The organism is Mycobacterium sp. NPDC003323, from assembly GCF_053589535.1.
Genome location: NZ_JBSFSB010000022.1, coordinates 17,741 through 29,510 on the forward strand (window position 1 = coordinate 17,741; position 11,770 = coordinate 29,510).

The window sequence follows — 11,770 nt, forward strand, 5'->3', positions numbered from 1 at the left end:
TCACATCGTCACATTGCATTCTCGACATGGGTGCCCGACGCCTCGGGGTGCCAAACGGGTCGGTGGCCGGGCGCGGCGAATACCTGGTAAGGGCACCTCCCACAGGTTCATCACTCATCAGCCACGCCACCGTGAGTTGACCTGTCAACGGGTGGAGCCGACGCGTCGGGACAGGGCGCAGGTCCGCTGATCGGGCAGTGGACGCGCTCTTCGACGCGCATGCGCTCACCCGAGCCCACGACGGTGTGGCGGGACTTGATCCCGACAGCGGCGAGAACGGCACCACCGAGCAGTAGGGCCGCGGCAATCACCATGGTGGTGCGGAACCCCGCGTTGAATGCACTTGGATCGGCGTAGTGGCCGCCGCTGATACCCGCCATGCCTGGTATCACGGCCACGGCCAGGAGCCCTCCGGCTCGGGCCACAGCGTTGTTGACCCCCGATGCCGCTCCCGCGAGGCGGTCCGGTGCGGAGTCCAGGACGGCGGCCGTCAGCGGAGCCACCACCAGTGCGAGGCCGGCACCGAACACCAGCGCGGCGGGCAGCACGTCGGCGACCCACGTTGCCCCCGGGCCGATACGCAGCATCAGCAACAGTCCCGCCGCCGAGACCAGCGGGCCCAGGGTCATGGGCAGTCGCGGCCCGATTCGGCCGGCAAGTGCACCGGCGCGCGAAGAAAACACCAGCAGTATCGCCGTCACCGGAAGCAGTGCAGCCCCAGCGGCAACGGGACTGAATCCGGCGACGATCTGCAGCTGCAATACCAACACCAAGAAGACCACGCCCAACGCTCCGTAGATCAGCAGTGTCATGGCATTGGCCACACGAAAAATATTGTCGCTGAACAGTGAAGGCGGAACCAGTGGGTGCGGGGAACGCCGCTCCACCACGACAAACCCGGTCAGCGCCAGCACGCCGGCACCGACTGCCACCAGCGCGCTGACCGTGACCCCTGAACTACCCAGACCGGTCAGACCGTACGTCAGAGCGCCGAGACCCAACGCGGCAAGGATCGTGCCGCCGACGTCCAGACCTGGTGGTGACTGCGTGTCACGACTCTCGGGAACTCGCAGCACCGTCAGCACGATTACGGCCGTGGCCAGCGGGAGATTGATGAGAAACACCGCCCGCCAACTCCACTCGACGAGAAATCCACCCACGAACGGCCCCACCGCACCGGCCAGTCCACCCAGACCTGACCACGCGCCGATCGCGGCAGCGCGGTCGACGCCGCGGAACGACGCCGAAATCAGGGCCAGGCTGCCCGGGGTGAGTAAGGCACCGCCCACGCCCTGTAACGCACGGGCGGCGATCAACGTTTCGACATTCGGCGCCAATCCGCACGCGGCCGAAGCGACCGCGAACCACATCACTCCTATCAGGAACAGACGCCGACGGCCGAAGTGGTCACCGAGTGAACCGCCCAGCAGAATCAATGCCGCCAGGGTCAGGGTGTAGGAGTTGACGACCCATTGCAGAGCAGCGAAGTTCGCCCCCAGGTCGGCACCGATATGCGGCAACGCCACGTTCACCACCGTGCCGTCGATCATCACGATGCCGGACCCGAGCACCGTCGCAACTATCACCCACCGACCTGCGGCGGTCCCCATTCTCAGTCCGCTCGGATCAGCCACGCTGCCCTCCACGCCTACCAACAGAGGCACCCTCGGCGCGAACGGTACCCGCACTGTCCGTCTATCACGCGTCGGTTTGGTGGGTCGAGCGGCCTGGTTGGTCGGGGAACACCACCAGGGTGGACACTATGACGTGGCCCTTTCCGCAACAGTGTTCAAAGTCGAACTCGGTGTCTCCGATGTCGACCATGGTTACTACGCCGATCACGCGCTGACCGTGGCCCGCCATCCCAGTGAGACCGATGAGCGGATGGTGGTGCGATTGTTGGCGTTTGGGCTGCGCGCACACCGGCTCAGCGGCGTCGACGGCGAGTTGACGTTCGGACCGGGCCTGTCCACCCCTGGCGTACCGGACCTGCGGCTCGCTGACTACACCGGCCGCATCCTGGAGTGGATCAACGTCGGCCAGCCCGACGAGCGCGTCCTGGGCAAGGCGGCGGGCCAGGCCGAGCAGGTACTGCTGTTCCCGTTCGCCGCCGGCGTGGCCACCTGGTGGCGCACCGTCGGCGCCAAAGTGGCGGGGCTACCGAACCTGTCGGTGGTGCAGATACCGCACGCACCGGTGCAGCAACTGGCTCAGACCGTCGATCGACGGGTCTCGGCGCAGGTCATGGTGATGGAAACTCAGGTGACCATGACCGTGGGCTCGGTCGACGCCACCTTCACGCCCGAGGTATTGAAGTGAACGTCTGAGCCAAAGCGTCATCTGTCTGAATCGGCGGGACTGCAGCGATGCGTTTTCGGCGACACCCCCATCGATACTTTCCCTCACATCGACAGCGCGGTGTCAGTCCGATTCAAGATCGCTTCCAGCACCTCGGGCGACGTCGCGAAGTTCAGACGCGCGAAGCGGGATGTGTCCAGCGCGGTGTGTTGCGCGAAGTCGCGCCCCGGGCTCAGCTGAACCCGGCCCCGGTCCACGATGGCGGCCGCCGGATCCGCAGCGAGCCGGGTCGCCCCGAAGTCGAGCCAACTCAGATACGTCGCCTCGGGCGTGTGGTGCTTGATACCAGGACGATCAGCCGCCCACTGCTGGACGCGGTCGCGGTTGCGTCTCAGAAGTGCGATGGTGTCCTGCAACCACGGATCACCGTGCTGCCAAGCGGCCACGGTGGCGACCCGGCTGAGAACACTGGGAGTTCCGAAGTAGTCCAGCGGCGCTCTGTCCAGCGCTTCGGCTGTCGGCCGATGACCGAAATGTGCCACCGCGCAGCGTGTTCCAGCCAGGTTGAAGGCTTTCGTCGCCGACGTGGTGGTAATCGTGAGACTTTCGACGTCTGGGCTCAGAGAAGCGAAGGGAATGTGATGTCGCGGTGCATAGGTGAGATCGGCATGGATCTCGTCGGCAAGGACCAGCGTGCCGTGGTGCGTCGCGAGCTCGGCGAGGGACGTCAGTTCGGGGCGGGTCCATACGCGGCCGGTGGGATTGTGCGGATTGACCAGTACCAGCAGTCTCGGTGATTGTTCGGCGAAGATCGCGCGGTAGCGCTCGATCTCGAAACTCCAGCCGGCGTGGTTCTCGCCGAGCGGAAGCGCGACGATGCGACGCCCCGCACGGTGGATTGCAGCGAGAAAAGGCGGATAGTTCGGGACCTGGATCGCCACGGCATCGCCGGGAGCGGTGGCGTATTCGATCACGATCTGCAGTATCTGGATCAGATCGCTGAAGACGCGGGTCCGGTGCGACGCGGGGAACCACCCGTACCGCGACCGCATTCGTTCTTCGAAAGCGTGAACCACCGGGTCGCCGTCGGGCCAGTAGGGGTAGCCCAGATCCTGACGGTCGATCGTCTGCCGGAGTGCCGCAGTGACCGACTCGGGTATGCCGAGGTCCATGTCGGCAACCCAGGCCGGCAGCACGTCGTCGGCAACGGCCCGCCATTTGGCACCGTGTCCGCCACGTAGCCGTTCCGGGAGTAGGGGTTTCACCATCAATCGACCTTGACGCCGGCCACCGACAACACCAACACGTCGCGCAGTGTCTCCATCTGCCCGTGATGTTGGGCCAGTTCTTCGAACACGTGCTGCAGCGCGGCGCCCTGGGTCAGCGTGGTCGGCGGACCCAGAAACTCTGCGGGTGGTTCGCGACGAAGGGGTGAGGCGGGTTCGGCCGCATGGACATCGCTGTGCATCTGCGCGCGGACCGCATCCACTCTGCGCACCAGCGGTCCGACATCACCGCGAGCGGTGAACTCGCTGTCGCGATCACGGTCGACGGGACGTCCCCGCACGAATCCGCCGGCCCAGGTTTCGACGACCGCCAGACAGTGGTGCAGAAGTGCATAGGGCGTGTTGGCTCCGTCGTATGCCGGCATGTTGGCGAGTTCATCGCCAAGGCCATCGACGATCTGCGCCATTCCGTGCAGAGCACGATCCGTGAAGTACAGGTATTCGTCCCGCGTGAGCATATGACTCCCATCTCGTCACCGTTCTAACAGGTGACGAGCTTGCCTCAAAGGTTGTCACCGGTCAAGATGGTGACGTGGGATATGTGTTCGTCAGCGGAAATCTCGCCCTGGACTTGGCCGGCACCCAGAAGTGGCGTCGCACCGAGCCCGAGGAGCTCATCAACGACGTCGACGACCTCGCGCAGTGGTTCGCCGAAACCGACCAGTTTCCCGACGATCTCCATATCGACGCTGCGACGTTCCGCCGCGCGATGTCCCTACGCGAGGCGATCTACCGCTTGGCGAGCAGTCGCCTGCAGAACACTCCCTTCGACCCGGCCGACCTCGAGGTGGTCAACAACCTCGCCGCACTACCGGGTGTACGTGTCGAGCTGACCGATGCCGGCGTCATGCGGTCCGGGGATGCCCGCGCCGCACTCGCCGACATCGCCCGCAGCGCCGTCGACGCGCTGGCGGACACGCAGACGCCGATGAAAGAATGCGGCCGCCCGGCGTGCACTCGGATCTATATCGACCGGTCGCGCGGCGCTCGACGAACCTGGTGCGGCATGGACGAATGCGGCAACCGCGTCAAGGCCGCCGCTTACCGCGCACGGAAGCGCAGCTGACTGTTGGCGAAACCCTTCGGGTTTCGCCGGTTGATGCGTACAGCCACGCACGTTCGGCGTTGAGCACGGGGTGCCGTCCGCAGACCTCTGATGCGCCCGCCGGGTTAACACCCGCTTAACCGTCACCCCCTTGACAGGTGACGCGCGGGGTCGCAAGATCTTCTTTGCGTCACCCGTTGAGGGGGTGACACCGAAGGGAAGGTTCCCTGCTGTGGACTCCGCACATCCAAAGACATTGCCCAGCAATCACATCGGCACCACCGATGTATCTGCCCGACTCGAACGTCTGCCGTGGACGCGATACCAGCGCGGACTGTTCCTCGTCATCGCGACAGCCTGGCTCTTCGATTCGATCGATCTGGGCGCCCTGACCTTTCTGCTGGCCCCGATCAGTCGCGAGTTCGGGCTCACCGCAATGCAATCCGGCCTCGTCGGCAGCGCAACGTTCGCCGGTATGTTCATCGGCGCCATCGGCGCAGGCATACTGGCCGATCGTTTCGGTCGTCTCACCGTCTTCAAATACAGCATCATCGTGTGGGGTATCGCCAGCCTGCTGCTGGCATGTTCCTGGGACTTCGCGAGCCTCGCATCGTTTCGACTGCTGTTGGGCATCGGCATGGGCGCCGAGTTCCCGGTAGCCGCCGCACTCCTGTCGGAATTCATGCCGTCGGCCAAGCGTGGCCGCTATGTCGCCCTGATGGAAGGTACCTGGCCGGTCGGATTCATCCTCGCCGGGATTCTGTCCTACATCTTGCTTTCCACAACGCTCGGCTGGCGCGGATTCTTCGTCCTGCAGGCATGTCTGGCGATTGTCGCACTCATCGTCAGGCGCAATCTGCCCGAGTCACCACGGTGGTTGGTCTCCCGCGGTCGCTTCGACGATGCACGGAAGACCTTGGAGACGCTCGAACGCGAAACCGAACGAGCTTATGGCAAGCCGCTGCCCGCACCAGTCGACAGTGCCGCGTTCAACGATGAGCCCCGGCAGGACTCCGCCTGGCGGACCCTGTTCTCCCGCAGCTATCGGACCAGGACGCTGGCCAGTTGGGCGATGTGGTTCTGCCTCCTCGGCGGCTACTACGGATTGACCACATGGATTGGCAAACTGCTCGCCGACTCGGGTTTCGACGTCGTCAAGACCGTCGGCTACATCATCCTCATGGCCGTGTGGGGCATCCCGGGTTTCCTCACCGCCGCCTACCTCATCGAGATCGTCGGCAGGAAACTGTGTCTGGTCGGGTTCGCACTTTCGTCGGCGGTCGCCGCGTTCGTCTATGGCAACGCATCCGGGCTCACCGAACTCATCATCGCCGGGTCATTCCTCCAGTTCTTCTTCTTCGGGATGTTCTCATCGATATTCGCCTACACCCCTGAGCTTTTCCCGACCCGCGCACGGGCCATCGGTATGGGCAGCTCGACCGCTGCGGGCCGACTCGGCTCCATCTTCGGACCCGTCGTCGTCCCACTCATCATCGCCTCCGGCGGCACCACGTTGGTCTTCGCGACCAGTGCCGTGCTGTTCGTCACCGGGTCACTGATCGCGCTCATCTTCCTGCCCGAAACCCGGCAGACCGTACTCGAAGACATCTCCCGCTGACGCACATGACCGGTATCGCCATAACCAAGAAAGTGGACATGATTCGCACCATCAGTACTTCATCAGCACCAGCGGCTATCGGTCCGTACTCCCAGGCGACCATCGCCCACGGATTCATCTTCGTCTCCGGGCAGCTACCCATCCGGCCAGGCGCGGCTGAGCTCTGCTCCGACGACATCGCCGAACAGACACATCAGTGCCTGTGCAATATCGACGAGATCCTCCTTGACGCCGGATCCTCGATGCGCGACATCCTCAAGACCACAGTCCTGGTCACCGACCTCGCGAAGTTCGACGCGGTGAACGCTGTCTATGCCACGTTCTTCGACGGTGCCGCCCCACCGGCGCGCGCGACCTACGAAGTTGCGCGCCTACCAAAAGACGCGCAGATCGAGATCGAAGCGGTCGGTTTGTGCCGCCGTACCTGAAGCGGTAGCCGAACGTCATGACTGATTGGTGCGGCGGTAAGCACGGCCTCACCCGGACCGGGAACGGATAGGGCCGCCAGCGAATCAACGTTCTGGCAGAGCAATCCACGCATGGAACGACCTTTCCTTCGTTCCGGGCTCGGGCCCTCATCGGTGAGACCGCGCACGAAGAACTTGGTGGCGCAGTAGTGCGACCCGGTCGGGGCGCCCACCAGCCCCCACATGCTCGACATGTTCACCAGATGGCCGTCACCGGAAGCCTGCAAGTGGGGTAGAAACGCTTTGCTGCCGTTGAGGACTCCGCCGACGTTGATGCCGGTGATCCAGTCGATCTGTTCCCAGCTGACCTCGGTGAGTTCGCCGACCAACGCGACGCCGGCGTTGTTGATCAACACATTGGCACCTCCGAAATCGCCGACGACGTGCTCGGCGTGCGCGGCGAAGGCGTCGCGGTCGGACACATCGAGGTGATATCCGCGCGCATCGGCTCCATGAGCCCGGCAGAGCGCGACAGTTCCTGGCTTTCGCCGAGAACGCCGAACCCGCCTACCGGTTGATCATGTCCGGCGGGCTCGGAAACGATGCCGAAGCGAGTGAATTCATTGCGGCCCATCGAGCCATGTACCGCGAGATCTGCACGGCGCTCGCGGTACCAGGCCAGCCCGAGCATCCGCTACTGCGCGTGACATTCGAGGCGTGCTCGAGGCCGCCGTCACCGACGACCCGTCGCTACAGATCAATCCGGCGGCCATGGGAAAGAGGTAGGCGCAGGCGATCGATTGAGTCACCTCACCCGGAATAGCGGTATCGCAAGAATTCTGGCGTATGCCGCTATGCGTCTGCCTTCTGCAGATCCACCCCTACGAGGCATGACGGATGAATCTCGGTCGGGTAGAGAAGTGGTGTCCGTCGGGTACTGCAGCGTCGAAGTGCTGCCATCATCGGATGGTGGCTATCAAGGCGGCGCCCAGAACCGACAGCAGGCTGGCGGCCCGTTGTGCGGCGTTGTCGTCTCTGGGCGCTGCAGTTGTCCACTTCGCGGTGGTGCCGGCGCATTGGCAGGAGTGGCCGCTGTCCGGGGTGTTCTTCGCTGTTCTCGCACTGCTGCAGTTGATCTGGGCGCGGGCGGTGCTGGTCAGGACCACAACACCGGTTCTGGCCACGGGAATCGCGATCAACGTGGGTGCCTTGGCTTTGTGGGCGCTGTCCCGCACTGCGGGTGCCCCGTTCGGTCCGCATGCCTTCCAACCGGAGGTAGTCCAGGGCGCTGACCTCGCGGCGTTGCTACTTCAGGTCTACGTCGTGATGGGCGCTGGCTGGATTCTGTATCGAGGATTGCAGGGCGAACCGGTGTCGGCGCTGGCCGGTGCGGCGGTGCTTCTCGGCGCGGTCTTTGTCGTCACACTGGCCTCGACGGTGGGCGTCGTGTCTGGTCAGCGTCATGGCCACCATCACAGCCCCGCCGAGGCGGGTGCCGACCATCACGATCCAACCTCATCGGATGCCGGTCATCACGGAACCGATGTCGGGCATGCCGGGGATCATCACGGCGACGACCAACACGGGCACGCGCCGGCTCCGGCTGTCCCCCTGAATGTGACACCCGGTGCGCCGCCCCTGGCACCGCCTGCCGAGGCCGCACCGCTCCCGGTGGCCCCACCGCAACCATTACACGACCACACCAGCCACGAGCATTAGGCAGCCCACTTCCACGACGGTTCTCGGGAAGACTTTCCGGTCACCGATCAGCGTTGTAGGACGGTGTTGGTGCCGGCTTCTGGACGAAGGTCCAGTCGCCGCAACAGCTGCGCATTGGCGGCCACGACGATCGTCGACAGCGACATCAGGATGGCACCGATCGACATGGGCAGCACGAAGCCGACAGGTGCCAGGATTCCGGCGGCCAGCGGGACCGAGATGAGGTTGTACCCGGCGCCCCACCACAGATTCTGTTTCATCTTGCGGTAACTGGCGCGCGACAATTCGATGACAGAGAGCACCGAGCGCGGGTCCGAGCTGGCCAAAATGACACCGGCCGAGGCGATTGCGACATCGGTACCGGCGCCGATGGCGATGCCGACGTCGGCTTGTGCGAGGGAGGGCGCGTCGTTGACCCCGTCGCCGACCATGGCGACCTTTCTCCCTTCGTGCTGCAGGGCAGCCACTGTGGACGCTTTGTCTTCGGGGCGCACTCCGGCGAAGACGCGGTCGATGTCGAGTTGCTGACCGACGGAGTGGGCGACGGCTTCGGCATCACCGGTGATCATGACGACCTGCACCCCGAGCATGTGCAGTGCATCGACGGCATCGCGTGATTCCGGGCGCACCTCATCGGCCAAGCTCAGACCGCCGATGACCGCGCCGTCGCGGGCCACGTGCAGGATGATGGCGCCGTCGGCGCGCCACTGTTCGGCGAGGTTGATCTCGGATTCGTCGAGTTCGTCGAGCAGTCGGGGTCCGCCCACCCGTATTTGGTGGCCCTCGACGGTCGCTGTCACGCCGACAGCCGGCGACGAGGTGAAGCCGGCCGCGTGGGGGAGGACGAGGCCGCGGTCGGCGGCGGCGCGGACGATCGCCTTGGCCAGGGGGTGCTCGCTGTCTGCTTCGGCCGCGGCCGCCAGCGCGAGCACGGTGCTCTCATCATGGCCGTCGACGGCCTGTACCGCGGTGACGGTGGGTTCACCTCTGGTGAGAGTCCCCGTCTTGTCGAACAGCACGGCGTCCACGGTGCGCATGCCTTCCAGCGCGAGACGGTCCTTGATCAGCACACCGCCGCGGGCTGCCCGTTCGGTTGCGATGGACACCACCAGCGGAATGGCCAGCCCCAGCGCGTGCGGGCATGCGATGCCCAGCACGGTGATCGCGCGGACCACCGCGGCGTCGGGATACCCGGCAGCCGCCCATATCGACGCGGTGAGGGCCGCGGTGGCGACGGCGAACCAGAACAACCACCCGGCGGCACGGTCGGCCAGCCGCTGTGCTCGCGACGAGGAGTTCTGCGCTTCGGTGACCAGGCGTTGAATTCCGGCCAGCGCGGTGTCGTCTCCGGTGGCGGTGATCTGCACCCGCAGGCCGGAGTCGGTGGCGACGGTCCCGGCGGTGACAGTATCCCCAAGGCCGCGGGCGACCGGCCGGGATTCCCCCGTAACCATCGATTCGTCCATGTCGGCGCGGCCGTCGACGATGGTTCCGTCAGCGGGAACGCTCCCGCCCGGGCGAATCACCACCACGTCGCCGACACGCAGATCGGCCGGAGACACGGTGACGGTGTGCTCCCCGTCGACTTTCTCTGCTTCGTCTGGCAGCAACGCGGCCAGTGAGTCCAAGGCCGACGTCGTTTGAGCCAGCGAGCGCATTTCCACCCAGTGCCCCAGCAGCATGATGACGATGAGCAGGGCCAGTTCCCACCAGAATTCGAGTTCGTGGTGCAGCACGCCGAAGCTGGCACCCCACGACGCGAGGAACGCGACGGTTATGGCCAGTCCGATCAGCAGCATCATTCCTGGCTTGCGGGAGCGTATCTCGCTGACGGCGCCGGTCAGGAAGGGTCGCCCGCCGACTACGTACATGACCGTCCCCAGCACCGGAGCAATCCACTGTGCGCCGTCGAACGAGGGAATGTCGTAGCCGACGAGCATGGCGAACATCGATGAGAAGGCCACCACCGGGATGGCGATTATCAGGTTGATCCAGAACAGTTTCCGGAACGCGGCGACGTGATCGCCGTGCCCGCCGTGCCCACTGTGACCGTGGCTTTCATGTCCGTGATGTTGGGGCTCGGTCGCGGCGCCTGGACCTGCCTGGTGCTCGGCGTGGCCTCCGTTCACCGGACCCGCACCGCAGTGTATCCCGCCTCCGCGACGGCGGTTCGGACCTGCGCATCGTCGACGGATCCGTCCGAGGTCACGGTGAGGGCGCCGGTTTCGGCGCTGACCTCGACATCGGCGACTCCGGCCAGGCCGCCGACCTCCGCACGTACGGAAGCTTCGCAATGCCCGCAGGACATGCCTGTCACGGTGTAGGTCGTCGTGCTCATGCGCGCTCCACTTCTTCTCGGCCGGTCTTCCCGGCGCGGTGTCTACAGTCCGACGCTATACCCCATGGGGGTATAGCGCAAGCATGCAGATCGCCAGGACGGCGCCCCGTTCAAAGGGGCGATTCCCTTCATCGAATCTTCATGGAAACACTGGTGAATGCTCATGCCGTGGACTCACACTGTGTCCGTAGCAAGTACGTATGTTGTTGTCACACCGATCATCTAGCGAGCTGACACTCGTTCTGGGGCACCTCATCGACAGCAGCATGAAGGAGGCCATGTGACCCTCGAGAATCGATGTGCAGGCGCAACCGGGGCGGATAGCGTCCGACAGCGACCTCGGTCTCACGTATCACGTGCCGGCGCGCGGTATGCCGTGGCGATCTGCTTGGCCGCGGCGTCACTACTGGTCTCGACACCAACCGCGACCGCCGAACATGCCGGCGGACATTGGGATCCGAGTCTGCCGCAGGTTGTCAGTGCGGGCGCACCCGGCGACCCCATTGCCATCGCCAACGCGTCGTTGCAGGCCAGTGCAGCCGCGACACAGACCGCCTTGGCCATGGGACGTCGGTTTCTGAACACTCTGGGCATCCTGGGCCCGACAGCAAGTCCGGCCGCCAGCATCCGCGGCAACCGGGTCTACGGCGCCCAGGCCATCGAGCACGTCATCCGCCGGGCCGGCACCCAACTCGGTGTGCCCTACTCCTGGGGTGGCGGCACCTTGGAGGGCCCGAGCCGCGGCTTCAATCAGGGCGCAGGAACGGTGGGCTTCGACTGCTCCGGGCTGACCCGCTACGCGTTCGCCGGTGTGGGAATCGTGCTGCCCCGCTACTCCGGTGATCAGTACGACGCGGGACGCAAAGTCGCCCCGTCGGAAGCCAAACGGGGCGACCTGCTGTTCTGGGGTCCGGAGGGCAGCCAACACGAAGCGATCTACCTCGGCGGGGGCCGGATGCTCGAAGCGCAGCAGACCGGCGTTCCCATCAAGGTCTCCCCCGTCCGCACCTCCGGCATGACGCCGTATGTGGTGCGCATCATCGAAAGCTGACCCGCGAT

General features: G+C 65.1%; 12 protein-coding genes and 1 pseudogene. 6 read left to right on the forward strand and 7 right to left on the reverse strand.

Going from position 1 to position 11,770, the window contains the following annotated elements:
• Positions 1-110: 110 nt before the first annotated feature.
• Positions 111-1,610 carry an MFS transporter gene (locus ACWDUN_RS27405; protein ID WP_449933762.1) on the reverse strand — a complete coding sequence of 500 codons (1,500 nt, stop codon included), beginning with the start codon at positions 1,608-1,610 and terminating at the stop codon, positions 111-113.
• Positions 1,611-1,767: 157 nt separating this feature from the next.
• Between ACWDUN_RS27405 and ACWDUN_RS27410 the strand changes: the two genes are divergently transcribed.
• Positions 1,768-2,319 (forward strand): YaeQ family protein, encoded by a 552-nt coding sequence (locus ACWDUN_RS27410; RefSeq protein WP_449933682.1) that lies wholly within the window; start codon positions 1,768-1,770, stop codon positions 2,317-2,319.
• 83 nt (positions 2,320-2,402) lie between these two features.
• On the opposite strand, the gene ACWDUN_RS27415 is transcribed toward ACWDUN_RS27410, so the two are convergent.
• Both ACWDUN_RS27415 and ACWDUN_RS27420 read right to left on the reverse strand, forming a co-directional pair.
• Positions 2,403-3,494, reverse strand: a complete 1,092-nt coding sequence (locus ACWDUN_RS27415) for a MalY/PatB family protein (RefSeq protein WP_449933683.1) — start codon at positions 3,492-3,494, stop codon at positions 2,403-2,405.
• Positions 3,495-3,565: 71 nt separating this feature from the next.
• The gene (locus tag ACWDUN_RS27420) at positions 3,566-4,042 is read right to left on the reverse strand and encodes a DinB family protein (protein ID WP_449933685.1); all 477 of its coding nucleotides are present in this window, start codon (positions 4,040-4,042) and stop codon (positions 3,566-3,568) included.
• 83 nt (positions 4,043-4,125) lie between these two features.
• Here ACWDUN_RS27420 and ACWDUN_RS27425 point away from each other — a divergent pair, with 83 nt between their 5' ends.
• The 3 genes from ACWDUN_RS27425 to ACWDUN_RS27435 all read left to right on the forward strand — a co-directional run bounded on the left by ACWDUN_RS27425 (position 4,126) and on the right by ACWDUN_RS27435 (position 6,675).
• Entirely contained in the window at positions 4,126-4,650 is a 525-nt protein-coding gene (locus tag ACWDUN_RS27425; protein WP_449933764.1) for a CGNR zinc finger domain-containing protein, read from the forward strand.
• Between the two features lie 211 nt (positions 4,651-4,861).
• Complete coding sequence (locus ACWDUN_RS27430; RefSeq protein ID WP_449933687.1) at positions 4,862-6,247, forward strand: MFS transporter; 1,386 nt, start codon at positions 4,862-4,864, stop codon at positions 6,245-6,247.
• Between the two features lie 5 nt (positions 6,248-6,252).
• The gene (locus ACWDUN_RS27435; RefSeq protein WP_449933689.1) at positions 6,253-6,675 is read left to right on the forward strand and encodes a Rid family detoxifying hydrolase; all 423 of its coding nucleotides are present in this window, start codon (positions 6,253-6,255) and stop codon (positions 6,673-6,675) included.
• Here ACWDUN_RS27435 and ACWDUN_RS27440 read toward each other — a convergent pair.
• A pseudogene (locus ACWDUN_RS27440) lies at positions 6,603-7,169 on the reverse strand (SDR family oxidoreductase); the annotation flags it as partial. The gene ACWDUN_RS27435 and the pseudogene ACWDUN_RS27440 sit on opposite strands and share 73 nt — an antisense overlap.
• Positions 7,064-7,345 (reverse strand): hypothetical protein, encoded by a 282-nt coding sequence (locus ACWDUN_RS27445; protein WP_449933690.1) that lies wholly within the window; start codon positions 7,343-7,345, stop codon positions 7,064-7,066. The gene ACWDUN_RS27445 and the pseudogene ACWDUN_RS27440, both read right to left, overlap by 106 nt.
• Positions 7,346-7,620: 275 nt before the next feature.
• Between ACWDUN_RS27445 and ACWDUN_RS27450 the strand changes: the two genes are divergently transcribed.
• Entirely contained in the window at positions 7,621-8,373 is a 753-nt protein-coding gene (locus ACWDUN_RS27450; RefSeq protein WP_449933692.1) for a hypothetical protein, read from the forward strand.
• Between the two features lie 47 nt (positions 8,374-8,420).
• Here the strand turns inward: ACWDUN_RS27450 and ACWDUN_RS27455 are convergent, their stop codons facing one another.
• Both ACWDUN_RS27455 and ACWDUN_RS27460 read right to left on the reverse strand, forming a co-directional pair.
• A complete protein-coding gene (locus tag ACWDUN_RS27455) occupies positions 8,421-10,502 on the reverse strand; it encodes a heavy metal translocating P-type ATPase (RefSeq protein ID WP_449933694.1) in 2,082 nt (693 codons plus the stop codon).
• Entirely contained in the window at positions 10,499-10,711 is a 213-nt protein-coding gene (locus ACWDUN_RS27460) for a heavy-metal-associated domain-containing protein (RefSeq protein ID WP_449933696.1), read from the reverse strand. The genes ACWDUN_RS27455 and ACWDUN_RS27460 overlap by 4 nt, the downstream gene beginning before the upstream one ends.
• Before the next feature lie 376 nt (positions 10,712-11,087).
• On the opposite strand from ACWDUN_RS27460, the gene ripB reads away from it, so the two are divergent.
• The gene (gene ripB / locus ACWDUN_RS27465; RefSeq protein WP_449933698.1) at positions 11,088-11,762 is read left to right on the forward strand and encodes an NlpC/P60 family peptidoglycan endopeptidase RipB; all 675 of its coding nucleotides are present in this window, start codon (positions 11,088-11,090) and stop codon (positions 11,760-11,762) included.
• Positions 11,763-11,770: the final 8 nt, after the last annotated feature.